23 protein-coding genes are annotated in these 24,890 nt (G+C 41.4%); 22 read left to right on the top strand and 1 reads right to left on the bottom strand.

What is annotated here, in order from left to right; genetic code table 11:
- Positions 1-502: 502 nt before the first annotated feature.
- The 14 genes from H6541_13470 to H6541_13405 all read left to right on the top strand — a co-directional run bounded on the left by H6541_13470 (position 503) and on the right by H6541_13405 (position 15,829).
- The gene (locus tag H6541_13470) at positions 503-1,588 is read left to right on the top strand and encodes an OmpA family protein (protein MCB9016792.1); all 1,086 of its coding nucleotides are present in this window, start codon (positions 503-505) and stop codon (positions 1,586-1,588) included.
- Positions 1,589-1,590: 2 nt separating this feature from the next.
- Positions 1,591-2,424: a hypothetical protein gene (locus H6541_13465; protein ID MCB9016791.1), complete on the top strand. Its 834-nt coding sequence runs from the start codon at positions 1,591-1,593 to the stop codon at positions 2,422-2,424.
- 406 nt (positions 2,425-2,830) lie between these two features.
- Complete coding sequence (locus H6541_13460) at positions 2,831-3,226, top strand: STAS/SEC14 domain-containing protein (GenBank protein ID MCB9016790.1); 396 nt, start codon at positions 2,831-2,833, stop codon at positions 3,224-3,226.
- 144 nt (positions 3,227-3,370) lie between these two features.
- Positions 3,371-4,291, top strand: a complete 921-nt coding sequence (locus H6541_13455; protein MCB9016789.1) for a T9SS type A sorting domain-containing protein — start codon at positions 3,371-3,373, stop codon at positions 4,289-4,291.
- A 210-nt stretch (positions 4,292-4,501) separates the two neighbouring features.
- The gene (locus H6541_13450) at positions 4,502-5,473 is read left to right on the top strand and encodes a DUF2059 domain-containing protein (protein MCB9016788.1); all 972 of its coding nucleotides are present in this window, start codon (positions 4,502-4,504) and stop codon (positions 5,471-5,473) included.
- Between the two features lie 278 nt (positions 5,474-5,751).
- Positions 5,752-6,684 carry an alpha/beta hydrolase gene (locus H6541_13445; protein ID MCB9016787.1) on the top strand — a complete coding sequence of 311 codons (933 nt, stop codon included), beginning with the start codon at positions 5,752-5,754 and terminating at the stop codon, positions 6,682-6,684.
- Positions 6,685-6,730: 46 nt separating this feature from the next.
- Positions 6,731-7,741 (top strand): histidine kinase, encoded by a 1,011-nt coding sequence (locus H6541_13440; protein MCB9016786.1) that lies wholly within the window; start codon positions 6,731-6,733, stop codon positions 7,739-7,741.
- Positions 7,738-8,505 (top strand): response regulator transcription factor, encoded by a 768-nt coding sequence (locus H6541_13435; GenBank protein ID MCB9016785.1) that lies wholly within the window; start codon positions 7,738-7,740, stop codon positions 8,503-8,505. The genes H6541_13440 and H6541_13435 overlap by 4 nt, the downstream gene beginning before the upstream one ends.
- A gap of 24 nt (positions 8,506-8,529) precedes the next feature.
- On the top strand, positions 8,530-9,111 hold the full coding sequence (locus H6541_13430) for a hypothetical protein (protein MCB9016784.1): 582 nt from the start codon (positions 8,530-8,532) through the stop codon (positions 9,109-9,111).
- Complete coding sequence (locus H6541_13425; protein ID MCB9016783.1) at positions 9,108-9,368, top strand: DUF3781 domain-containing protein; 261 nt, start codon at positions 9,108-9,110, stop codon at positions 9,366-9,368. The genes H6541_13430 and H6541_13425 overlap by 4 nt, the downstream gene beginning before the upstream one ends.
- Before the next feature lie 139 nt (positions 9,369-9,507).
- Positions 9,508-11,028, top strand: a complete 1,521-nt coding sequence (locus H6541_13420) for an AbgT family transporter (GenBank protein MCB9016782.1) — start codon at positions 9,508-9,510, stop codon at positions 11,026-11,028.
- A gap of 302 nt (positions 11,029-11,330) precedes the next feature.
- On the top strand, positions 11,331-13,505 hold the full coding sequence (gene katG, locus H6541_13415; protein ID MCB9016781.1) for a catalase/peroxidase HPI: 2,175 nt from the start codon (positions 11,331-11,333) through the stop codon (positions 13,503-13,505).
- A 472-nt stretch (positions 13,506-13,977) separates the two neighbouring features.
- Entirely contained in the window at positions 13,978-14,415 is a 438-nt protein-coding gene (gene tnpA / locus H6541_13410) for an IS200/IS605 family transposase (protein ID MCB9016780.1), read from the top strand.
- A gap of 649 nt (positions 14,416-15,064) precedes the next feature.
- A complete protein-coding gene (locus tag H6541_13405; protein ID MCB9016779.1) occupies positions 15,065-15,829 on the top strand; it encodes a class I SAM-dependent methyltransferase in 765 nt (254 codons plus the stop codon).
- 660 nt (positions 15,830-16,489) lie between these two features.
- Here H6541_13405 and H6541_13400 read toward each other — a convergent pair.
- Positions 16,490-17,155: a hypothetical protein gene (locus H6541_13400; GenBank protein ID MCB9016778.1), complete on the bottom strand. Its 666-nt coding sequence runs from the start codon at positions 17,153-17,155 to the stop codon at positions 16,490-16,492.
- Between the two features lie 1,089 nt (positions 17,156-18,244).
- On the opposite strand from H6541_13400, the gene H6541_13395 reads away from it, so the two are divergent.
- From H6541_13395 to H6541_13360, 8 genes are all read left to right on the top strand, one after another.
- Positions 18,245-19,198 carry a T9SS type A sorting domain-containing protein gene (locus tag H6541_13395; protein MCB9016777.1) on the top strand — a complete coding sequence of 318 codons (954 nt, stop codon included), beginning with the start codon at positions 18,245-18,247 and terminating at the stop codon, positions 19,196-19,198.
- A gap of 323 nt (positions 19,199-19,521) precedes the next feature.
- A complete protein-coding gene (locus tag H6541_13390) occupies positions 19,522-20,676 on the top strand; it encodes a hypothetical protein (GenBank protein MCB9016776.1) in 1,155 nt (384 codons plus the stop codon).
- Positions 20,677-20,923: 247 nt separating this feature from the next.
- Complete coding sequence (gene cas6, locus H6541_13385) at positions 20,924-21,739, top strand: CRISPR-associated endoribonuclease Cas6 (GenBank protein MCB9016775.1); 816 nt, start codon at positions 20,924-20,926, stop codon at positions 21,737-21,739.
- Between the two features lie 35 nt (positions 21,740-21,774).
- A complete protein-coding gene (locus tag H6541_13380) occupies positions 21,775-22,716 on the top strand; it encodes a WYL domain-containing protein (protein MCB9016774.1) in 942 nt (313 codons plus the stop codon).
- Between the two features lie 230 nt (positions 22,717-22,946).
- Positions 22,947-23,276, top strand: coding sequence for an HIRAN domain-containing protein (locus tag H6541_13375; GenBank protein MCB9016773.1), 330 nt, complete (start codon positions 22,947-22,949; stop codon positions 23,274-23,276).
- An 11-nt stretch (positions 23,277-23,287) separates the two neighbouring features.
- Entirely contained in the window at positions 23,288-23,944 is a 657-nt protein-coding gene (cas6, locus tag H6541_13370) for a CRISPR-associated endoribonuclease Cas6 (GenBank protein MCB9016772.1), read from the top strand.
- An 18-nt stretch (positions 23,945-23,962) separates the two neighbouring features.
- Positions 23,963-24,577, top strand: coding sequence for a hypothetical protein (locus H6541_13365; GenBank protein MCB9016771.1), 615 nt, complete (start codon positions 23,963-23,965; stop codon positions 24,575-24,577).
- A 90-nt stretch (positions 24,578-24,667) separates the two neighbouring features.
- On the top strand, positions 24,668-24,890 hold a 223-nt coding region (locus H6541_13360), incomplete at its 3' end, for a hypothetical protein (protein ID MCB9016770.1).

Genomic DNA, 24,890 nt, shown 5'->3' with positions numbered 1-24,890 from the left:
ACGGGAATCAGCCATCATTAGACCTCATTCAAACTTAAAATCAATAAGCTGTTCAATAACCAGATAACTGAACCAAACTGTAAAAGTATTTACAATTATCGCAAATAAAAAATTTTATTATCAACAGTAAATCAAATCTTATCAATTATATGCGTATATCGCCATATTATAACGACTACTCAATCACCCCCGATAATCAAATGTTCAAGGGGAAAACAGCACTTTTACATGTACTAACACGGGCAGGCCATTCATAATCCCCCCATTATCACATGCATTAATATATATATTTATAAATATCGGAGCGATATTAAAATCACATACTTTTGATTATTTTAACATTACCTTACCATATGAATATTTAGATTATTCTTATATTAGCACATCCAAAAGCCGGATTTAGCATATTTATTCAATTGATAGACAAAAATCAGCATGCTATAATCATTGCGGCAGTCTTCATTCAAACAAACACTCATCATCAAAAAAAACGGAGGTCCTTATGAAAATCAGATTTCTAAACCTGGCATTGATTGGCATTCTATGGCTATCAGTCCCTGTTTTCGCTCAAGATAGTAACAATGCCAGGTTTGAGTCTTTTACCAATTATGATTTTATACCAGGCGATCAACTGCTGTTTTTTGAAGATTTTTCGCAGGATAACATTGGCGATTTTCCGGCTTTATGGACCAGCAATGGCAGCGGTGAAATCAAAACCGTTAGCATTGCCGGGGGCAAATGGCTGCATCTGAATGGTGACAACGCCGTGTACTGCTACACCCAACCCATTCAATTACCAACCAACTTCATCATGGAGTTTGACATCATTCCTGATGCTGACTATTACAGTGGAATTATCCTAACATTATATCAGGACTCTGAGAACCTGGAACTTACTGACGACCTTTATCCCGGTGAAAAAGGAATTCACATTACCCTCGGCCCCGAAATGTGGGAAACCAATGGTTACGACAATATTACCGAAGACGCGAATAGCCTTACCGGACAGGCTTCCAAAGCCACTGTTCAACTTGAAAAAGTCAATCATGTTATTTTCTGGGTTCAAAACCGCAGGTTACGCATCTATCATATGGGCCAGAAAGTTTTGGATATGAATACCAATATTCACAAGGATACAAAATTCAACCGCTTCCGCTTTTCGGGCTGGGACAGGGCCAGCCTGCCTTACATCAGCAATATTAGAATTACCTCAGCAGCCCCAGACACCCGCAGCAAACTGCTCACCGAAGGCAAACTGGTTTCTTATGGCATTTATTTCGATTCCGGCAAAGACATAGTTAAACCGGAATCCTATGCCACCATCAAAGACATTGCCACTGTGCTCAACGAAAATCCCACTGTGCGTATTCAAATTACCGGCCACACCGATAGCGACGGAAACGACGATTCAAACCTCGACCTGTCGAAAAGAAGAGCTGCCAGTGTGAAACAATACCTGGTAAAAGAGTTTAATATTGATGCCGGTAGAATTGAAACCAATGGCAAAGGCGAAACCGAACCTGTGGCAGCCAATAACTCAGTTGAAAACAAAGCCAAAAACAGAAGAGTTGAGTTTATAAAACTCTGATAATGAAACATGCTCTGCTTCCTGTGCTGCTGATGGCGGCACCTGCGCTTTTTGCTCAGCAAAGCCTGACTGATTCCATGTACGGGCAAATACCTGTGCTTCCTGAAGTCTTGCTGTGTAATCAGCCTGAAGCTTTTGCAGATAGCAGAAACATCATCCATGCCATGCTTGATAAGCTGGCAGAAGAGATAAACACATCGAAAGAAGAAGGGAAGTTGGTCCGTGAAAAAGCATACCTGAAGTTACAGGCCACCTTTCCTTCTGATGACGAACTCAAAAAAACAGAAAAGCTTACAGATGCCGAACAGCAAGCCTTTTGGGCTGATGTAGAGGCCAGGCAATCGCAAACAGACCATGCTATTGCACAAAACCACTTAAGAATAAAAGATGAAAAGCTCAGGCTTTCGCTACAGCTTGACAGTTACCACCAACAACTGCTTGAACTGACAGAAAAATTCAGCGAGGTAAAGTATAAAGCGCTGAAAATAAAGTCTGACAAGCGTCAGGATGTTTATATCACCTGCTGTAACAGCAATCACAACCTTACAGATGAAGGCCGCCAACAGCTTGAAAAAATCAAGCGTGAATACTGTGAAGTAGTTTCTTCTGCAATGCTTCAAAAACTCACATTTCAATACAACAATCTGAGAGATATCGTCTTTATCCATGAAAGGCTTACCGTTTTTGAGCTAATGGAAAGCTCACTTCTTTCCAAAGAGGAGATTTGTCAACAAAATGCTCCCTTGATTTATCAATCCGGGCTGGTAATACTCAGTGAATTTTTAACTGACTATCTGGAGTTATACGATGTTTTGCCCGGAGAAGCCGACAATTAAATAACCGATGCCAGGGCATGTACTCTGATTGATTCAGTGTCTGACACTTTGAAATTTTACCATACAAACATCCTTCCCCCAAAAAAAAGCAAAATTGCCATCTTTTCAGAATTTATCAGTTAAAGCGCCGAAGCCATCAGTGATTATCTGGCGGATAGATGCCTGCTATTAAAAACAATTCCCCTGTGAAAGGCTGAACTCATCAGCTGATTTGAATCATGTGCCCATTTCAATTGCAAGTAAAATATTTTTCCACTCTGCGACACTATCATAAATTTTTTTTCATATCTGCTTTTCGATAGCCTAAACTAATTACATTCGCTAAAAAATATTTTTCCTTTAACCTTGGAACAGTAAATATCATTTTACAGAATACATAGTGTGCATTTTTCAATAAAAAGAGTTTATGGCGCAGGATGGCATGAAAAACTACACAATAAGTGTCGACGACAAACTTAAAATTATCCGTTACCGGCACACCGGCAATATCCCCAGAAAAGAACTGGGAGAAGCATGGACAGAAATATTAAACATTGACGAATTTACTCAACAGGAATTCCACCTGCTTGCCGATTACCGGGGTGCAACGTTTAACTTCAGCATTGATGAAACAAAGGCCATTGACCAATTTCTGATTGCGCACAAAGCATTGTTGAAGGGCAAAAAAGAAGCACTGATTGTTGACAATCCCTTTACAACTGTTGTGGCCATCCTGTTTGAGGATAAATTGTATGCCCAAACAGGCTTTGAAATCAAAGCTTTTTCCACAGAACATGCAGCCATTCGGTGGCTTATCGGGTAGCGAATAAGGTTTAAAATAAACATTTTACCTGCTTTTATACAGAAAGTTGTCGAAAGCAATAACATTACAGCTATTCGGCATTTACTTATCAATCATCTTTTTATATCTTTATAAGTTTAAAAGTTACACTTTCATCCCTATCCCATGAAAAAGACATTGACTTTTATACTGGCACTTTTCATGATGAGCCACCTGAACAGTCAGACCTATGCTCCCTTTCCAACGGATACCGCTGAATGGAATTGCCTGTTCTGGCATCAATGGTCAGCCAATGACTTTTACCTGTTTAACTCCAGTTACATGCTCGAAGGCGACACCACCTTAAAAGGGATATCATACAAAAAAGTTTATTTTAACAATGTGGACTTCCCGGGTTATCAGCCTGAATATTTAGGCGGACTAAGAGAAAACGACAACAAGGAAATTTATTTTTTCCCTGTGGCCACATCCCTGAATTTGCCGGGACCGGTTAGTTTTCCGAATGACACTTCAGAACATTTACTTTACACCTTTCATAACCTCACTGTTGGCATGCAGCTTCCCATTAATCCTGACTTTAACCAAATAACTGTCACAGGGATTGACTCTGTTCTATTGGGAAATCATTATCGTAAAAGATACCAGATTGAGCAAAGTGGATTGTTTTCTTACGATTATTGGATTGAGGGAATTGGAAGTATCAAGGATTTATTTATTCCGTATACTTACGAATTTGAATGGACATACTATACCCTCTGTTTTACCGACACCCTTACCTGCTTTATAAACTCACCCAATGGTGAAGACTCTTGTCATTATATGCTCCCGGTCGGACTTAACGAAACTTTGGGAAACGATTTTAGCTTGTTTCCCAATCCTGCTTCAACAACCATTCAATTAAAAACAAATACTCAAGCTCATAATGGCCTGGTAACTATATATAACTCACAAGGACAAGCAGTTCTCAGAAGAGAATTTCTCCATCCCGAAACTGAATTTAATATCGAAAAACTTATTGCCGGCATTTATATGGTTGAAATTGCCTTTGCAGATAAAAAACTATACAGAAAATTTATAAAACAATGATTTATATTTGCCAGCAATACCTGAACACTGCGAGAGCCTAAGGTTGCCTGAAGAATCATGGGACATTTCATAAGTAATTGCCCGGATAGTCATGATATTTTAAAAAGCATCTGTCATTTATAAACCTTGCCCCCGTTGATTTACCTGATATAACACACAATCATAAAATAAAACATCAGCCTCTTACTTTAATTAACTTATACCCAAAAAATGAAAAAAATTGCCCTTTTATTATTCGCATTTGCGCTGATTTCCATTTCAAATGGACAGAATTCAAAAATGGATGACATCAGGATGTTACTGGATTTGACCGGAGCAGACAAGACCGGAAATCAGATCGCCAGCCAAATCATCTCCATTTATAAAGCTGACAATAGCGATGATATTCCGGGGGTATGGGATACACTGCAAGTTGTTATCAATGAAGGCATGGGCGATTTAATCGATAGCATTGCGCATATTTATGACAAATTATACACCCATGAAGAGATAAAATCCATCATTGAAATTTACCAGTCTCCTGCAGGAAAGAAAATAATTGAAACCATGCCGGTGTTGACTGAATTAAGCATGAAAGCCGGGCAAAACTGGGCCACGGGGAATATTGAAAAAATACAGGCAAGAATAGCCCCCCTGATTGAAAAATACTCCGGAAAGGAATTAACATACGACGACTTTTACAACCCTGACGAAAAATACGATTACGACACGAAAAAGAAAATTTTGTGCGCAAAATCAAACAGAACCATGACCCAGGGAAGCCCTGAATACAAATACTCGGTTCATTACGATGCCCAAAAATGGGATATCGTACCGAATGAAACTGTAAATCCGATAGCTGACCTGACATTTTCGAGTAAAAACCAGGAGGTTTATGCCGTGCTGATAGCTGAAACCGAAATTTTTACTATTCAGCAATTAAAAGCAGCCGCCATTTACAATATGTCTAAAGCGTCTAAAGAAACAAGAACAGAATCAACCGGATTAAGAAATGTAAACGGGAAAGAAATGCTATGCATGAAAATTTCCTGCAAAATAGACGGAGATACATATAAGTATTATAACTACTACTATGCGGGCGATTGGGGTATTTTGCAATTCATTGTCATGACCACCCCTGAAAACTACGACAACAACCTGAAGGACATGGAGGATTTATTATCAGGAATATTTGTGGAATAATACTGTTTCTGATAAACCTGTTGAAAACGCCTTCCACAACCCGTAAAGCCCTTTTGATTCTTCATTGATTTTCTGACGCACAGAAGCTTAGCGAGCTGAAAAGGCACTGCCGACAGATGTATCCCGCTGATGCAGCCATAAGTCAGCAAGCATCCTGTACTTTTAATCCGCACCATTCGGCTTTATGGCCTAAAATTCCGTTTCGTTCATTTTTACACAACAGCTCCTGTGTGGCGGCTATACCTTTGCTGCATTATTAACAAACAGTTTTACTAAAAATGAAAAAACTAAGATTTGCAACTTTGTTGGTTACATTAACTCTTATGAGTTTAGTGTCTTGCTCAAATGATGACAATAGTGATGATACACCAGCAACGCCCTCCACTACCGAAGCACAAACCCTCAAGGATGTTGCTTATGCCACTACTTCCAGCGCACAAAAAATGGACATTTATATTCCAGCCGGTGAAGGCCCCTTTCCTGCTGTTGTTTTGATTCACGGCGGAGCATTCAGAGCGGGCGACAAAGCCATGGATGCGGCCAATGCAGCGTTGTTAACAGCCAATGGCTATGTGGCCATCACCATCAACTACCGTTTGAGCGGCGAAGCCATTTTTCCGGCGGCTGTTCATGATTGTAAAGCTGCTGTAAGGTTTGTACGTGCCAATGCAGCCACCTACCGTATTAACCCCGACAAAATTGGTTCGTGGGGCGCATCTTCAGGCGGAAATCTGTCAGCAATGCTTGGCACTTCGGGCGACGACACCTACCTGGAAGGAACCCAGGGTGATTATTTAAGCACCTCATCAAGGGTACAGGCAACCATTGACTGGTTTGGCCCCATTAACTTTGCATCTATGGTTTCAGAAGGCTTAGCCCTTGGTTTTTCGTCTACTTACAATGTCGATAATGAATCGCAGTATGTGGGCGTTGATGCCAACGACCCCGCCAATATTGCCATTGTGAGCAAAGCCAATCCGGCCACATATATTGATGAAAACGACCCTCCATTCTGGATTCAGGTTGGCAGCGCCGATCCGCTAATCCCTTACACGCAAAGCCTCAATTTTTACAATTCTCTGAGAAGTGTGCTGGGCGACAGCAAAGTAAGCTACGAACTTTTGAACGGTGCAGGCCACGGAGGCGCCCAGTTCAGCACAACTGAAAACCTGAATAAAGCCATTGCTTTCTTCAACTCAAATTTAAAGTAATCACCTTAACATAACTGCAAGATTTCATTATCTTGCAGTTTTTTTTATGTCCAGGCAAAACCTTACATACAACCTCATTTTCTCAGGAGTCATCACATTTCTGTTGTCCCTGTCTCCTGTTTTGCTATTGATAGACCACCATCAATGGCCTGATATTGTGGATAAATGCTTACTGATCTTCACCACATTTATCATTACATCTGTCAATCTTAAGTTTCAGAACCAATTTCACGAAAAATCGTTTTCATCACTCAAGTTTGCCTGTTATGTAATTCTTATGAACCTGCTTTTGTTTGGGTTAAATTTATTGATAAGAATCCCTTTCTGGACCTATATTCAGCCTGACGGCCCCCCCATTTTCATCAAATTGTCCATTGATATAGTCCGCAGCCTCATTATCATCATTGCAACCTATTTCATTGTAGCGTTTCTGGCAAAAAACAAGCTCCATTACAACAATATTTTAAAAATAAAGGATCTTGAAAACGAAAGTCTGCAATTGCAGTTGAAAGGATTAACGGCACAACTTCAGCCTCATTTTTTCTTTAATAGTCTGAATGTATTATCTGAGCTCATTCAATCAGACCTCAAAAAAAGTGATGAATACATCCAGCAGTTGTCACAATTTTTTAGATATGTGCTTTCAAACCAGCAAAATCATTTTGTGTCGCTCAAGGATGAAATTCAGTTTATCAATACATACATCTATCTGTTGAAAATCAGGTTTGAAAATGCCATCACCATCACCTATCATTTTGACCGCAACCTTCCTTTTTTAGTTCCTTCGCTTTGCTCACTTATTGTTTTGGAAAACATCGTAAAGCATAACAACATCAGCGAAATGGAAATCAATGTTTCGGTTACTGATGATGACAATTACCTGAAATTCAGCAACAAAATAAACAGGAAGAAAAGTTTTGAAGTAAACAAACTCGGCTACGGGCTGGAAAATATCAATAAAAAGTGTGAACTTCTGCTTCAGAAAAGCATCACGGTTAACCAAAGTGACACCGTTTTTGAAGTAGCCATACCTTTAAGCAAATCGGACCAGGCATGATACTGAAAGTCGTAATTATTGAAGATGAGCCTCTGGCCATTAAACGGTTGAAACGTCTTTTGAGCGAATTGACTGATTCTGTTGAGGTGATATCAGAATTAAACAGCGTAAAACAAGCCACAGACTGGTTTTCATCGAATTCTTCATCGGCCTACGATTTGATATTTTCAGATATCCAGTTACTTGACGGCATCGCTTTCGAAATATTTGAGCAAACAGAGCCTCAAAAACCTGTAATTTTTATAACGGCTTTTGATGAATATTTAATGAAAGCTTTTAAAAGTTATGGCATTGATTACATTTTAAAACCTTTTGCTTTACAGGATTTAGAAAATGCAGTGCGCAAATACAAACAGATTTTTCAAAACAGCGCATTGTCAATGCCCCCGAATATTTATGCTCAAATCATACAAAATCTCCACCAACAGGTAAGTTTTCCCACCTTTTTAACTTACTTTAAAGAGAAGATTCGCCTAATAAAAAGCGAGGATATCGCCTATTTCAGCCTTGATTACCAGTCGGTTTTTGCACATGACGACCGCAACAGGTGGCTGCTGAACGAAAGTTTAAATCAGATTCAGGAAAAGCTTCCAGCCAGGCATTTTTTCAGGGCCAACCGGCAGTTTATCATTCACAAAAAGTATCTTAAAGAAATTGAGAATTATTTTGGCGGACGTTTGAAACTCATTTTAACCGTCGATCACCCTGAAATACTTATAAGTAAAGACAATGCCAAATCGTTCAAAGACTGGCTTCAGGAATAAGCGCCACAGCAACCCATCCATCCTATGGAACACAAACCCATATTAGACAGGCAGATAAACATCCACGATTTCAGGAACTCTTACTGGTATAAAAAGGATTTGGTTGAATTTTGCCGGCTTGAAAATCTCGACAAAAGAGGAGGGAAAACCGCGCTTGCCTCCCGCATTGAAACATACCTCACAACCGGTCAAAAAGAGACACATCAGCCTGAATATCAGACAACCTCGCGGTTTAACTGGAACCTTGCCCCCCTGAGCGACAACACCATTATTACTGACAATTACCGAAACACTGAAAATGTGAGGAGTTTTTTTCAGCAAAAAACAGCCCGCAAATTCAAATTTCATGTAAGGTTTATGAACTGGATGAAATCAGCACAGGGAAAAACGCTGGGTGAGGCTTTTGAAAAATGGAAAGAGATGGAAGCAGAAAGGCGTTCAGACACATCGCCCCGCGAGATTGCCCCACAGTTTGAGTACAACACTTTTATCCGCGACTTTATGAAAGACAATCGCAACAGCACTTTGGCTGAAGCCATCCGATGCTGGAAAATCAAAAAATCGGAGCCGGGCAACCATACATATTCAGGAAAAGATCAGCGATGACCACACTTAAACAAATCATGACAGCACGGGTGTGTTACACTGCGCTTGTTTATAACAGGATAAACAAAAAGCTGGGCTTACATGGCTCGAATGAACAGATAGAAAACCTGATTGCTGATATTTTGAAAGAGACCGACGAAAAGCTCATTCTCAGAAAAGGCAAGAATTATTACATTTCGAATGCAGAGCGTAACATCAGATTAACCATCAATTCAAACACCTTTAGGGTAATCACAGCTGACAAACTGAAAAAATAACACCGGCTGTAAACGACAATAAAGACCATGGCAATGGCTGTGGTGAAAACATGAAATATATGGCTGCCTCATAGAAAATGAAAACAAAACAGGCCTGAATGCTGTTCACTAACATGTAACTAAACAGCATTTCTCATTAATGAAACAATTTTTTAAAAAGGCACTAAACAGATTTATCACCATTGTTGAAAAAGGGGGCAATGCACTTCCGCATCCGGCCGCATTATTTGGCATTTTCGCCATCATCACGCTGGTGGTTTCAGCTATCGGCCATTGGCTGGGTTGGCAGGGAGCAAATCCTGCCACGGGAGAAACCATCAGGGTAATCAATCTCCTGTCGGTTGAAGGCTTGCACCGCATCCTGCTCGAAATGGTTGACAATTACACCGGTTTTGCGCCACTCGGCATTGTGATGGTGGCATTGTTGGGAATTGGCATTTCGGAGAGCAGCGGATTAATCAAAACAGCCATCAATGCCTTACTGCTGAAGGCTCCCGGAAAGTGGGTAACATTTATTGTGGTGTTCGCAGGCATTATGTCTAACGCGGCATCCGACCTCGGTTATCTGCTCATCATTCCAATGGCAGGGGTTATTTTTCATTCGTTGGGCCGTCATCCTGTTGCGGGCATGTCAGCTGCCTTTGCCGGTGTTAGCGGCGGATTCAGTGCCAATCTGATCATCGGCACCATCGATCCATTGCTGGCAGGTCTTTCAACCGAGGCTGCGCGGATTATTGATCCGGAGTATTATGTCATGCCAACCTCCAACTACTATTTTATGGCAGTCTCTACCTTTGTTGTGACCATTGCAGGCACGTGGGTTACCCATGCATGGGTTGAGCCCCACCTGGGAAAGTACAGCGGAAACGTTGTATCAGAGCCTGTTAACCCAATATCACCGGTTGAGAAAAAAGGCCTGCGTTGGGTATTGGTTGTTTTTTTGGGCTGGATGGCCATATTTGCGGCAGGTTTAATTCCTGACCACGGTTTCTTAAGGGGCGCAGACAATTCGGTATTGCACTCTCCCCTGCTCAAAGGTTTTATTGCCGTGCTTTTTATAGTGGCAGCCAGTTGTGGTATTGTTTTTGGCTACATCACCAAAACCTTCCAAAAACATGAGGATGTAATTAACGGAATGAGCAGCAGTTTTAAAAGTCTGGTTTCATTCCTGGTGCTGGTTTTCTTTGCCGCACAGTTTGTAGCCTGGTTCAAATGGAGCAACCTGGGGCTTATTTTAGCTATAAAAGGAGCCGGTTTCCTTCAAACCACTGATATAGGGCTTATTCCACTGGTTATTCTTTTTGTGGTTTTCAGCGGCATCATCAACCTGTTTATGGGAAGTGCCTCAGCCAAATGGGCAATTATGGGCCCTGTTTTTATTCCGATGTTTATGTTGCTGGGCTATTCTCCCGAATTGTCGCAGGCTGTTTTCCGCATCGGCGACAGCATAACCAATGTTATTTCGCCCATGATGAGTTTCTTCGCCCTCATCATTGTGTATTACCAAAAATACGATGCCAAAGCAGGGCTCGGTACCTTAATCGCAACCATGTTGCCGTATTCCGTTATGTTTTTTATAGCGTGGACCATATTATTGATTGGGTGGATTTTAGCAGGATTGCCCTTAGGCCCCGATGCCGGTCTTTATTATGTAAAATAAAAAGTCTGAAATACCGCCCGGTGTATTCCGCAACACCTCCTGAGGCAAACCCAGCGCAAAGACATTGAACAAGCGGCCTTGTTTCCGCAGGATGTTGCTTACACAAATATCATTTACAGCACAAATGGCTACGGCCTGCCTTTGCCATATGGCCCAAAGCGCAGGGCTATCAGCAGCTTACAACCACTACCCTACAGCTGCACCGGCAAGTCTGCCACCTCATTGAATCTGAAACCCTTAGCAATAAGGATTATGTCAAAAAAAACACTAACTTTAGCGTTCACCTTGTAAAAGCAAACAAAATGAACCCTTCAGAAAAAGGCAAATGCCCGGTGATGCACGGCGCCCATACCAACCTCAACAGCTCCGTGATGAGCTGGTGGCCCCATGCGCTCAATACTGACATCCTGCATCAGCACGACAACAAAACAAATCCATATGGCGAAGATTTTAATTATCGCGAAGCATTTAAAAAGCTGGATTTGGAAGCATTAAAAAATGATCTCAAAAAATTAATGACGGACAGTCAGGAATGGTGGCCGGCAGACAGTGGCCATTATGGCGGATTAATGATCAGAATGGCCTGGCACAGCGCCGGCACATACCGCATAGCAGATGGCCGCGGTGGCAGCAACACCGGCAATCAGCGCTTTGCCCCGCTCAACAGCTGGCCCGACAATGTAAACCTCGACAAGGCCCGCCGCCTGTTATGGCCCATTAAGAAGAAATACGGCAAAAGCATTTCGTGGGCCGATTTGATGATTCTTGCCGGAAATATGGCTTATGAATCCATGGGGTTTAAAACATTTGGATTTGGCGGTGGACGCGAAGATATCTGGCATCCTGAAAAAGACATTTTCTGGGGTGCCGAAAAAGAATGGCTCGGCAAAGACAGGTATGCCGATTCAGCAGATGAAGAATCCCTTGAAAGCCCTTTGGCCGCTGTTCAGATGGGACTGATTTATGTAAATCCTGAAGGAGTTGACGGTCAGCCCGACCCCCTGAAAACAGCCCGGGCCATGCGGGTTACTTTCAAAAGAATGGCCATGAACGACGAAGAAACCGTTGCCCTCACTGCCGGCGGCCACACTGTGGGCAAAACCCACGGTAACGGCGATGCTTCGCTACTGGGGCCAAACCCCGAAGCTGCTGAACCGCATGAACAGGGATTCGGCTGGAAAAATCCAAAAGGGAAAGGCAATGCCGAAGACACAGTCACCAGTGGCATTGAAGGTGCCTGGACTACCCACCCCGACAAATGGGATCATTCTTATTTTTATCTATTGTTCACTTACGACTGGGAATTGAAAAAGAGCCCCGCAGGAGCATGGCAATGGGAACCCATCAACATCAGGGAAGAAGACATGCCTTTTGACGCTCACGTGCCGGGTGTGCGCAGAAACCCCATCATGACCGATGCAGATATGGCCTTGAAGACAGACCCTGCATACAGAAAAATATCTGAACGCTTTTATCATGACCCTGCCCTGTTCTCTGAGGTTTTTGCCAAAGCCTGGTTCAAACTCACCCATCGCGATTTAGGCCCCAAAAGCCGTTATCTCGGAGCTGATGTCCCTGACGTGGATTTAATCTGGCAAGACCCTGTGCCTTCTGTCAACTACATCCTTTCCGACAAGGAAATAAAAGATTTAAAAGTTCAGCTGCTCAATTGCGGCCTTACTCGGGCCGAACTAATCAATACAGCCTGGGACAGTGCCCGCACTTTCAGATGCTCCGATTTCAGAGGCGGGGCCAATGGCGCCAGAATACGGCTGACTCCGCAAAAAGACTGGGAAGGCAATGAACCTCAACGTCTGGACAGGGTTCTTGACAAACTTTCTGAAATTCAGGCGAAACTGCCCAAAAAAGTCAGCCTCGCCGATTTAATTGTTTTAGGCGGAAGCGCCGCCATCGAAGAAGCGGCTCATGATGCTGGCTTTCATATCGAGGTACCTTTCACCCCGGGCAGAGGAGATGCCACTGCCGGCATGACCGACGCCGAATCATTTGATGTACTTGAACCTTTGCACGACGGATACAGAAACTGGCAAAAGAAACATTATGCCGTTAGCCCTGAAGAAATGCTCCTCGACAGAACCCAGCTAATGGGGCTTACAGCACCTGAAATGGTGGTTCTGATTGGCGGAATGCGCGTTTTGGGCACAAACCACGGCGGCAGCAAACATGGCGTTTTTACCGACAGAGAAGGCATTTTAAGCAACGACTTTTTTGTAAACCTTACCGATATGAATTACGCATGGAAACCGGTTTCCGAAAATCTTTACCATATTGTGGAAAGAAAAACCGGAAAAACCAGATGGACAGCCACCAGGGTTGACCTGGTTTTGGGCTCCAATTCCATTCTGCGATCGTATACCGAGGTTTATGCACAGGACGACAATCAGGAAAAATTCGTGCACGACTTCGTAAAAGCCTGGGTAAAAGTGATGAATGCCGACCGGTTTGATTTGCACTAATAACCACTTGATAAGAATACAGGTAAAGACGGGGCTGGGAGCTATTGTAAAAGAGTATATTCATTTTGTGTGGAACACAAAGAATCGGGTGCCGTTACCCGATAATGTTCAAATGATTAAAAGTGGGAGGAGTCCATTCCATAAATTAAAATTCAAATGATTTGGAATGGGCTTCAGCCCATTTATTAAATAAAAGTAACACACAGTGGCTTTAGCCAAACAAAACAGATAACATGTCTTTTGTAAAAGTGTATATTCATTTTGTGTGGAGCACAAAGAATCGGGTGCCATTACCCGATAATGTTCAAATGATTAAAAATTGGGTTTCCCCATTCCATGAAATCAATTCAAATGAATTGGAAATGAGAGGCTCCCATTGCATAAAATCAATTCAAATGATTTGGAATGGGCTTCAGCCCATTTATTAAATAAAAGTAGCACACAGTGGCTTTAGCCCAAAAAAACAGATAACATGTCTTTTGTAAAAGTGTATATTCATTTTGTGTGGAGCACAAAGAATCGGGTGCCATTACTCGATAATGTTGACTTGCGTATTAATGTTTGGAAACATATCAGGGAAAATGCAAAAGAAAAGGGCATTTATATTGATTTCATTAACGGACACAACAACCATTGCCATTGTCTTGTTTCTCTCGGTGCAGACCAGACTATTCAAAAAATCATGCAATTAATTAAGGGTGAGTCTTCTTTTTGGATTAACAAACATAACTTAACGAAACAGAAATTTGAATGGCAGGATGAATATTTTGCTATTTCGGTTTCGGAATCAGTGTTGGATAAGGTAAGGAATTATATTAAAAATCAGGAAGAGCACCACAAACAAAAAACATTTCAGCAAGAATATGATGATTTTATAAACAAATATAATTTTCAGAAATTCAAAGATTAAGGGTTTGGCTAAAGCCAGATTCTTTTTGAAATTAATAGTCCTCCAGCTAAAGCTGGAGGCATTTCATTGAATAAAAATGCCCCCTTCCATAAATCAATTCAAATAATTAAAAAAGGGAGATTCCCTGTTCCATAAAATCAATTCAAATGATTTGGAAATGGGCGATTCGAATTCAATAAATAAATATCAAATGATTAAAAATTGGGTTTCCCCATTCAATAAAATCAATTCAAATGATTTGGAATGGGCTTCAGCCCATTTATTAAATAAAATTAGCACACAGTGGCTTTAGCCAAAAAAACAGATAACATGTCTTTTGTAAAAGTGTATATTCATTTTGTGTGGAGCACAAAGAATCGGATGCCACTACCCGATAATGTTCAAATGATTAAAAGTGGGAGGAGTCCATTCCATAAATTAAATTCAAATGATTTGGAATGGGCTTCAGCCCATTTATTAAATAAAAGTAACACACAGTGGCTTTAGCCAAACAAATACAAAAAACGAGCAACACAGGAGGCATTTAAAAACATTCTACAAATAAACGGGCAAGACGCCGGACTGAGAAACGATGCACACCGCATTGAGCAGCTGTACCGGATACTTTTCCTGAAGAACAAACTCAACATAATAAATTTTAACAAAGCCCATGACTTCCAGGCCTATGGCGAATTATATGAAACCATGTAAAAGTATAAACTTATCATTTAACTTTGCTGACCCGGTCACCAGCCTTACCCGTATCTGTGGTGCACTTATCAGTTATAATAAAACCCAACTAAAAATAATGGACAATCCCTGGTTAGAAATATTGCCCGACGATTATGAAAACCATATGACTGAAATTGGACAGGCCCAGGTATTAAATAAACTGATACACGATGCCCTTGACAGGTATTTGCCCCGAAGCTTTGCATTGCTGGGCTGTTCAACCGGCAACGGGCTGGAACATGTAAAATCTGACCTGACCCAACGTGTTTATGCCATCGACATCAACCCTGAATACCTGAAAAAGACCCATGAAAAATTTGGAAACCAAATGAAAGGTCTTGAAATTATAAAAGCTGATATACTGCACGACGAATTAAACATCGGCAATGTTGACCTGTTTTTTATCGGGCTTGTGCTTGAATACACGCAACCCATCATGGCGTTAAAAAAAATTATTAGAACATTAAGCGAAAAAGGCACATTGTTCATTGTGATTCAGCGAAACCAGCAAACCTCCTTTGTTACAAAAACAAAATACAAGTCGCTCGAAAAGCTGGCCGCCATCTCGCACCAGGTAAAAGAAGAAGAAATTGATGCATATATACAATCAGAAGCGATGCGCCGCACCCACCGGGAAGAAATAGAACTCACCCCCAACAAATCGTTTATTACACTTAGCTACAGCAAAAAACAGGGAAAGTAACAGCTGAGCTGAGAAGCACTTCTATCACCTCAATATTTTATAACGGTGTTGGGGCTATAGCTTGCGTATTTTTAAGGTAAAATCGAAATAAATAACCGCGTATATTGCTACAACTTACCGCCTGGATGAATTCTGCAGGAATTGCATATTTATAGCATGCATCTTTCGATAAAAAGGTACGACCCCAAACGGGGTCGGATTCCTGGATTGTCATCCCATTTTCTATAAACATTTCACCCCTCCTGGGTAATTCTTTTCGGCAATGAAATATGTTTAATCCCGGAAAGATTGAGTGTGTAAAGAAAAGAACATAAACAAGGATGTTCGACCCGAACCGAATTCTGCAGGAATTGCATATTTATAGCATGCATCTTTCGATAAAAAGGTACGACCCCAAACGGGGTCGGATTCCTGGATTGACATCACATTTTCTATAAACATTTCACCCCTCCGGGGTAATTCTTTTCAGCAATGAAATATGTTTAATCCCGGAAAGATTGAGTGTGTAACGGGTAAAGCTAAGTTCAGGCGGGCAGTTCAAAGCAATAAACATCCAATAAACCAAGATGTTTAATAAATGTAATTAGCTTTAAATCAGCACTATCTGCCCGCTTGCATTTTGCTTTTGTTATGGGCTGTTATTTGTTAAATATCAGTAGTTTACTTCACTTCTTCAATTTTCATTTTGCAATTATCACTTTGACATTTACAATAAACTTCACCAGTGTTAGTGTTATAAACTTCGACACATTTTTCAGCCGATGTATCACATGAGCCATGGCAATCAACCAAGACTGTATGAGGAGGTGCCTTTAAATCAGTTGATTCAAATTTTGATAGAAAAGTTAAGCTGAAAGTTTCTGACGGATCGTCATTCAAAATATAATTAATCTCAATGTACTCCGCCAGATCATAGAATGTCTGTTTGTAGTTTGTGATTAAGTAATTTTGAGTGCCATGTTCTCTATAAAGATAGTCAACAAAGTGTGCTGCAATTTTTCCCATATCTGATCTGGATGCAGTACTTCGATCAGAAGGATTGTCTTTGGTAATTGACATCACACAACCACTACAAGTACATTCAATTATGCCTGAGGGGATATTCCAGCGAGCCCCACAATTTTCATTGTTTTCACATGTACCAGCACATTCTATATGAATCGTGGCGGAATTTGCATTTGCTGCTTTTAAGGACGAAATATCCTGAACAACTTCTGCTTCAGTGGATGATTTGTTCTCTTTCGAACAACCGCCTGAAAATAAAACAATTGATGCTATTGTTGCAATTATTAAAAGGCCAACAATAATAAACAATTTTTTTTCCATGATTTCAAAATTTAGAATGTTTTTAAATAATGCTTACTCTTTCGATTTTCAGCTTTTTATGGGCTCGGCTACTTTATTTTTAATGTCGTTTTTCGCTTTCACATTTTCGACTTTGGGTGGTCAGCCCAGTAATGACCAGCATGTCGTTCTTATAATAGCCCATAACGAGTGTATACCCGAAGCATTGCGCCTATATCCGACTTGTCCACAACCATCAAAATCACTTATTCAAATCGGCCTTTCATTACAAATATAATATTTTATTAAATATCCAAATTATCCATCGGATTTTTAATGTTATTAAAACTTTTATTGTGTCATGGATAATTTTTTCTGTTGTTATATTGCCTGAATACCCCATCAACATTTGGATGTAACGCAGGTGAAGCCTGTTTCTTTTGAAGTTGTTACCATTAACAAAGCCAGGTACTCAGCAAACATTTGTGCAGCTTTGAGAAAAGCTTTTCAGATACCGGGGCACGCGTCGGGGGACGCGCGCAAGCCGGGCAAGCTATGGTCTGATTACATTCAAGCATGCAGACGTTCGTTCAGTTTTGCATGAGTCTGATTCACGTTTGCAGACGTTCGATTCACGTTTGCAGAGGCTCGATTCACGTTTGCAGACGTACGTTTAGCTTTGCGGGACGCCTTTTGAGATGGCGTGGCATGCGTCGGGGACGAGCGCAAGCTGGTTATCAGCGCGTTACCCGAATGTGTCAGCGCGTCACCCCAAACCGTCAGCGCGTCACCCTAAACCGTCAGCGCGCTAACAAACATTCGAGCAACTTTGAGAAAAGCTTTTCAGGTGCCGGGGCACGCGTCGGGGGACGCACACAAGCCGGGGACACGCGCAAGCCAGGGAGCAATATCACGCCTTTAGATTTATCCGGTGTAAACCCCCAACCTCTCAAGTATTCACAAATGACCCTCATTATTAAATATTATCCTCAAATCCTTATCTTTACAAATTGTTTAGATAACAAACAGGGGCTTCGCATTGGAATCCTGCATAAAAAGTGCTTTAGTGGCAACTTTTTATCATGCCACCTGTTAAGCAAGGACAATAATAATAACCCAACCGAAGATAACATGAAAAAGAAATTTACAAATCTGATGATGCTGTTTTTCTTATTGATGATGGCAGGCAAAGCTTACCCGCAATACACATATGATTCTGTCACTTTTGAAACGCCCACTTCAAAGATTATTATTGAACCCACCGAGAACAATATCTGGCAAACAGGTACACCCGGCAAGACCTTTTTTGATGCGGCACATGAAGGAAACAGGGCCATGCTAACTGATACCACCAACAGCTACCCGGCCAATAACACCTCATCGTTTATTTATGTTATCAGAAATCCATATACCGTCACCTGTTACACCAGCATGCAATTTTGGCATAAGTATGATATGGATACCTTGACCGACAAAGGAATCATAACAGCCTCGTATGACGGGGGCAACTCCTGGGTTATGGTAAGTGACACCAACGGTATCCTGTGGGGGTCCAATTTCTGGTGGGACGATGACTTTCATGCGACAAATGGCACATATACCAATCATCCGTTAACTACAACCGGGAAATCTGACGGTTGGGTATTGTCACGATTCAACTGGGAATGGTGGATTCCGGTTAAAGCCGACACCATTATTTATCCGGTTGACAGCCTGATGATTAAATTTACATTTATGTCGGATGCCGTTGAAACCAACAGAGAAGGCTGGATGATTGACGACATTTTGACCTCTTCGGCGCAGTGGCAGCTTTGCAGCGGAGTAGATGATTTATCTGCCGATAAAAACTTTGCGGTTTACCCCAATCCCTTTTCATCGGAAACGACCATCAAAACAAGTTTCCCCCTCAACAAGGCCGTTGTTAAATTATACAATCTGATGGGCGAAGTTGTTTATCAGCAATCAAACCTGGAAGGCCAGTCATTTATGCTGCATAAAAACAATTTGCCATCAGGCATTTATTACCTGATGCTGAGCGAAAACAACCGGACAATCGCCACCAAAAAGATCGTGATTACAGAATAGTGAAAGTTTTCTTTCACCGGACATCACTCCCTGCCGGCAATATACCGGCGGGGAGTTGCTTTTTAGCCTCCATCGGAATGATAACAAATGATTTTACTACCCTGTTTAACACCACACCGGCCACCTGTTTCGGTCATCATCCATAAACGATCATTCAAGCCAACAAACAAACAGGCCAGTGAAAGCTAAGTAAGTGTGAAATTCTGAGGCCTTTAACCAATTCAGCAGGCAGCGCAAGCGGTGTAAAATTAAAGGCCACATGCAACATTCTGGTGAAAGCAGGTGTTGATACCCTTATCAAACCAACGAGCATCATCCCGGACATGAAAAAAACGCTGACTCTCATGCTTGCCCTGCTGGGCGCAACTGAACTTTGGGCACAAACCGCCGATACCCTTTCCTTCTTTTCAAAGGCATTCAACGAGCCTCGCACTGTTTATGTTATCAAGCCTGAGTTTTACAAATACCAGTCGGAGGAAGTACGCTTACCGGTTATCTATCTGCTTGACGGGCAGCATGAATGGCTGGTCAACCCGTTGAGCAGCACCATAAAATACCTGCAGTACACCCACCAGATACCACAGTCAATCGTGGTAATTATTCCGCTGCGCAACCGCAATGCTGAATGCAGCTTCAACAGCGAAACCCGGGAGCCCACTCCCCTGCACCGGTTTATCACCACTGAAGTGGATGAACAGATAAAGCCTTACCATCCGAACAGATTTAAGACTCTGATTGGACATTCATTTTCGGCTTCATTTGCCCTCTATTCCTGCCTTCTGGCCCCTGATTATTACTCAGCCGTTATAGCACACACCCCACTTGATGCTTTTGAAAAGCTGATACTTCGCATGGAAAGCACCGAAGCTGTTGATTACAGCCGGATATCCATCTCAACAGGCGGAAAAGCACAGGATAAGGACTTTTACCACCGCAGCGAATATGAACGGCTAAAATCAAAATATCCGGCCTTTTTCACATCAGTTCATACATTTGAGGCCGACTATGCCGGTCACACAGCCGTACCGATAGTGGCCACTCCTTATCTGCTCACACAAATATTCGCTGATTTCAGCTGCCGCTATACCCCAATTGCCGAAGTAAACAGTGAATACAAGCTCAAAACATTACCTATCACTGTAGACGATGAGTTGCAAAAAACAGAAGAGGCATCGCGGTTGGGGCACTACTTCTTTCCACCCGAAATTCCGGAAATCAACGGGCTGGCATCGCGCTATGCCGGCAGCGGATTAAATGACTATGCCATTGCTGTTTACGAAAAAGGCATCCAGTATTTCCCCTCCTATTACGAGTTTCACCTGGCTTTATATGAGCTTTACCTTCCCATCAGCAGCGAAAAGGCAAGAGCACATTTAAACAAAGCGGATGAGCTGCTCACAACTTTGGAAACAGATTTGCCCGAACAGCAGGAGTTACTGCAGGCCATCAACCTTGAGAAAAACAAAAACGGATGGTAAAGAACACCTTGCCGGAACAAACATTACACCTCATGCACACTGCCTGCTTTGGGATTTTCAATAAAATACCTTAAAACCAATGCCATAAATAAATGCACTTTCTACAGTTTTTACCAAAAATAGCGCCGATAAAATAAAATTAGAATTTATTTTACCATAACATCTAAAGCTGAATATTTATTTTATAAGTTTGCTATTATTAGCATCATATTTACTTAAACCTATATTTATCTTTAAGTCCATCAAAATGAGATTAAGCATTACACTAACAGCTACCGATCCCATCCACAGAACAATCCCTGTTAATTATCAGTACCCGCTCTCGGCCTGGATATATCACACCATTGGTGAAGGAAACCATGCCTTTGCCCGTTTTTTGCACGACACCGGCTTTATTAATGGAACCAAAAAATACAAGTTGTTTACATTTTCGCAACTTAGCTTTCCATCACGGGGTTTTAAGGTTGAACAGGATCGGCTGCGGATAATCAGTCAGCAGTGCAGTTTTGTTATTTCATTTATGGTCCCTGCTGCCATTGAACATTTTGTTGCCGGTATATTTACCCATCAACACTTTACATTAGGCGATCACATCAGTCAAACTCCATTTCAGGTGAGTGCTGTTGAAGTGCTCCCCGAACCTGAATTTTGCGAACATATAAAACTCAGGCTGGTTTCACCCTTAGTTATAGGCAAGCAGGTTGAGCATTGCCCCACTGCCGAATATTTGGCACCGGATCACCCGGATTATTGCCAGATTTTAACCGATAACCTTATCAGAAAATATACCACCCTGCTGCAGGCGGGTCTTATTTCATCGAGGCCTGAACTGGTCAGCAGCATTCCAACAGTAAAAACCGAAATATTGAACACGCCCCGCAAGTGGGGAATAATCATTAAGGCCCACACGCCTGCCCAAACAAAAATCATAGGATACACCTACGATTTCAGCCTGACCGCTCCTGCTGAGCTTATAAAAACAGGATATTTATGTGGCTTTGGCGAAAAAAACGCACTGGGAATGGGCTGTGTAGAAGAAATAACCGGCAGCAGGGCAAAATAACCTTCTGTCACCATATATCTTAATCATATAAACCAATGGACCAACCCAAAATTGAGCGATTACTAAGGCTGATGCTAATGCTTACCGGCAATCGCCGCTACACCGTTCAGGACATTGCCGGCAAACTTAATATGACCACCCGCAGCGTTTATCGCTATATCGACACATTCAGAGCAGCCGGTTTTGTAATGAAGAGAGAAGGCAATATTCACCGGATTGATAAATCATCGAAATACTTTAAAGACATCAGCAGCCTGATTCATTTTACCGAAGAGGAAGCCTGGATTCTGAAAAGCGCCATCGAAAACATTGATGAAAATAACCTGATAAAGCAAAACCTGAAGAAAAAACTGTACACGGTTTACAATTACAAAATACTGGCTGAAACGGTGGTAAAGGGGAAAAACGCGCAAATTGTGGATCGCCTGGGTGAAGCCATAGAACAGAAAAAGAAAGTGGTGCTGAAAAATTACAGCTCAGCCAACAGTAAAATGGTGAGCGACCGCTTTGTTGAACCTTTTGGCTTTACCACCAACTATATACAAATATGGGCGTACGAGCCTGAAAGCGGCAAAAACAAACTGTTTAAGCTCTCGCGCATCAGCGATGTGGAAATAACCAACCATGACTGGGAATGCGAAGAACATCATCAAGCCGGACATATAGATATTTTCAGAATCAGCAGCTATCAGCTGCTGCCTGTCAAACTAAAACTTGGATTACGGGCCGCCCGCCTGCTGATGGAAGAATATCCGCTTTCGGAAAAAGACCTGAATATGGTAAACGACAATGAATGGATACTCGAAACCGATGTGTGCAGCTATGAAGGGGTGGGACGATTTGTAATGGGATTGCTGAATGAAATTGAGATAATTGAATCGGAGGACTTTATAGACTTTATCAACAAACGGATGGATACCTGCAAAGCCAAAGAACCCTCATTCCAAACCGATACTGCTGAAATTAAAACCATGTAAATAAATTAATTAAGCGGAGCTGTCTTCACTCAAAAGCCACTAATCTAAAGCAGTAACGGTTTACTATCAATGTATGCTGCCTGTCACTTTAAACAATTAAAACCAACATAGCAGAATTAAAAAATAAAAATTCACTTTTTTCAACTATGACAAAAGTTGTCACAAACAGGATGTTTTTTTGTATGCTGAAATGAAGAGAACAGAAGTTTAACCATAAAACAGGATACAAAATGATTGACAAACATTATGCACATTTTAATCTGGCAGGCTTCACCTATTACGATGGCGTAGAAGTTTTTGAGGAATTAAAAATAGGCATCAGCCTGAAGATGACAGCCGAACCCGACAATCAGTTTGACCCGTATGCAGTTGCGCTTTATTACAAAGACAGGAAACTGGGATACATCCCGCGCGAAGAGAACAAGCACATCAGTCAGTTTCTGAACCTGGGACATACGGAGCTATTTGAAGTAAGAATCAACCGCATATCACCCGAAACCTACCCCGAAAAACAAATAGGCGTTGTGGTAAGGATAAGGGAAGGAAAGAAGAGAACTTAATTTATCATAAAATGAGACTTCATATTAAAATCAAAACAGAAAAAAGCACCATACCATTTGATCATCAGGCCTTGCTCACAGGATGTATTCATAAATGGCTTGGCTGGAACAATGAGCATGGAGAGATATCATTATACTCATTCTCAAGGCTTGAAGGCGCTAAAGCTGTTAAAGCAGGGTTAAAGTTTGAAAACGATTCATCCTTTTTCTTTAGTTCACACAGTGATGAACTGATAAAGCGAATGATTACCGGTATACAATCTTCACCTACAATGTTTAATCACCTCCAGGTATCTGAAATAATCATTCAACAAAACCCTGATCTTTCAGACAGAACACTTTTTTATGTTGCAAGTCCGGTGTTTATCAAGAGGCAATTTAAAGGCAATGTTGAGCATATCCTGTATACAGATTCCAGAGCTAATAGCTTCCTTAAAGAAACAATGGAAACAAAAATGCAGATTGCAGGTATAAAAGACGAAACTTTCAATATACGTTTTGAGAGCTCCTATGCAAAAGCAGGCACAAAAAAGGTTACCTACAACGGCATTGAAAACAGAGCAAGTTGGTGCCCGGCGATCATTGAAGGGAATGCAGAGACAAAACTTTTTGCATGGAATGTCGGATTGGGAAATTCAACCGGAATTGGATTTGGTGCAATAAAGTAAAAATGACAATAAAAATATCTGATGGAACCCCTGGAATACGGTAATTATTATCACATATACAATCATGCTGTTGGTAACCGCGATTTGTTTTACGAGCCGGCCAATTACCAGTATTTTCTGGGATTGTATGACAAATACATTTTACCGATAGCCGACACGTATGCATGGGTTTTAATGAAGAATCATTTTCATTTGCTGGTAAGGATGAAAGCCAAAGAAGAAATGACAGATTGTTTACACCTGACAGGTTTTAAAAACCTGTCAGGTGTAGAAAATATAAAACCACTACACCAGTACTTTTCAAATTTATTTAACGCTTACACCAAAGCATTTAACAAACGTTACGAAACCAACGGCACCCTTTTTGAAAGACCATTTAAACGGAAAATAATCAACGATGAAAGTTATTTGAAAAAGGTAATCCTTTACATCCATAAAAACCCGGTACACCATGGTTTTTGTGAACACCCAATAGAATACCCCTGGAGCAGTTATTTAACTTGCATTTCAATTAAGCCAACAAATTTGCGCCGTACAGAGGTCATAGGCTGGTTCGACGATGAAGCAAATTTTAAATACATGCATAGCAGTAAAATGGAAATAAAAGAAACAGAAAATTGGTTGGAAATGTAAATTTCAAATCAAATAAAACAACAAAACTACACATCTACACCTGACAGGTTTTAAAAACCTGTCAGGTGTAGAAAAACAAAACATAAAACCATGTTATACATCGTAAAATACGCAGGCCCCTTCGGGTTTATCAAACCCTGGACAGCTGTGAGGGACAGCGAAACATACAGCCAGCAGTTCCTGACACCTTCTATTGTTGAAGGTATTGAAAAAAAGCTATTCCCCGAATTGCTTGAACAGCCAGGAAAGATTCAGAAAATTCTCAGGCACAGGGTTAATTACTGCGGAATTGATGTTCAGCAAGAACGTACCT

The sequence above is a fragment of the Lentimicrobiaceae bacterium genome (assembly GCA_020636745.1).
Classification (GTDB): Bacteria; Bacteroidota; Bacteroidia; order Bacteroidales; family Lentimicrobiaceae; genus Lentimicrobium.
This window is presented reverse-complemented; position numbering and strand designations above follow the sequence as displayed.

Bases quoted from the DNA above. Each gene is read 5' to 3' on its own strand.
- H6541_13465 (MCB9016791.1), top strand. From the start codon at position 1,591: ATGAAACATGCTCTGCTTCCTGTGCTGCTGATGGCGGCACCTGCGCTT.
- H6541_13420 (MCB9016782.1), top strand. From the start codon at position 9,508: ATGAAACAATTTTTTAAAAAGGCACTAAACAGATTTATCACCATTGTT.
- H6541_13395 (MCB9016777.1), top strand. From the start codon at position 18,245: ATGAAAAAGAAATTTACAAATCTGATGATGCTGTTTTTCTTATTGATG.
- H6541_13430 (MCB9016784.1), top strand. From the start codon at position 8,530: ATGGAACACAAACCCATATTAGACAGGCAGATAAACATCCACGATTTC.
- tnpA (MCB9016780.1), top strand. From the start codon at position 13,978: ATGTCTTTTGTAAAAGTGTATATTCATTTTGTGTGGAGCACAAAGAAT.
- H6541_13435 (MCB9016785.1), top strand. From the start codon at position 7,738: ATGATACTGAAAGTCGTAATTATTGAAGATGAGCCTCTGGCCATTAAA.
- H6541_13375 (MCB9016773.1), top strand. From the start codon at position 22,947: ATGATTGACAAACATTATGCACATTTTAATCTGGCAGGCTTCACCTAT.
- cas6 (MCB9016775.1), top strand. From the start codon at position 20,924: ATGAGATTAAGCATTACACTAACAGCTACCGATCCCATCCACAGAACA.
- H6541_13380 (MCB9016774.1), top strand. From the start codon at position 21,775: ATGGACCAACCCAAAATTGAGCGATTACTAAGGCTGATGCTAATGCTT.
- H6541_13445 (MCB9016787.1), top strand. From the start codon at position 5,752: ATGAAAAAACTAAGATTTGCAACTTTGTTGGTTACATTAACTCTTATG.
- katG (MCB9016781.1), top strand. From the start codon at position 11,331: ATGAACCCTTCAGAAAAAGGCAAATGCCCGGTGATGCACGGCGCCCAT.
- H6541_13390 (MCB9016776.1), top strand. From the start codon at position 19,522: ATGAAAAAAACGCTGACTCTCATGCTTGCCCTGCTGGGCGCAACTGAA.
- H6541_13440 (MCB9016786.1), top strand. From the start codon at position 6,731: ATGTCCAGGCAAAACCTTACATACAACCTCATTTTCTCAGGAGTCATC.
- H6541_13400 (MCB9016778.1), bottom strand. From the start codon at position 17,155: ATGGAAAAAAAATTGTTTATTATTGTTGGCCTTTTAATAATTGCAACA.
- H6541_13455 (MCB9016789.1), top strand. From the start codon at position 3,371: ATGAAAAAGACATTGACTTTTATACTGGCACTTTTCATGATGAGCCAC.
- H6541_13405 (MCB9016779.1), top strand. From the start codon at position 15,065: ATGACTTCCAGGCCTATGGCGAATTATATGAAACCATGTAAAAGTATA.
- H6541_13450 (MCB9016788.1), top strand. From the start codon at position 4,502: ATGAAAAAAATTGCCCTTTTATTATTCGCATTTGCGCTGATTTCCATT.
- H6541_13460 (MCB9016790.1), top strand. From the start codon at position 2,831: ATGGCGCAGGATGGCATGAAAAACTACACAATAAGTGTCGACGACAAA.
- H6541_13425 (MCB9016783.1), top strand. From the start codon at position 9,108: ATGACCACACTTAAACAAATCATGACAGCACGGGTGTGTTACACTGCG.
- H6541_13470 (MCB9016792.1), top strand. From the start codon at position 503: ATGAAAATCAGATTTCTAAACCTGGCATTGATTGGCATTCTATGGCTA.
- cas6 (MCB9016772.1), top strand. From the start codon at position 23,288: ATGAGACTTCATATTAAAATCAAAACAGAAAAAAGCACCATACCATTT.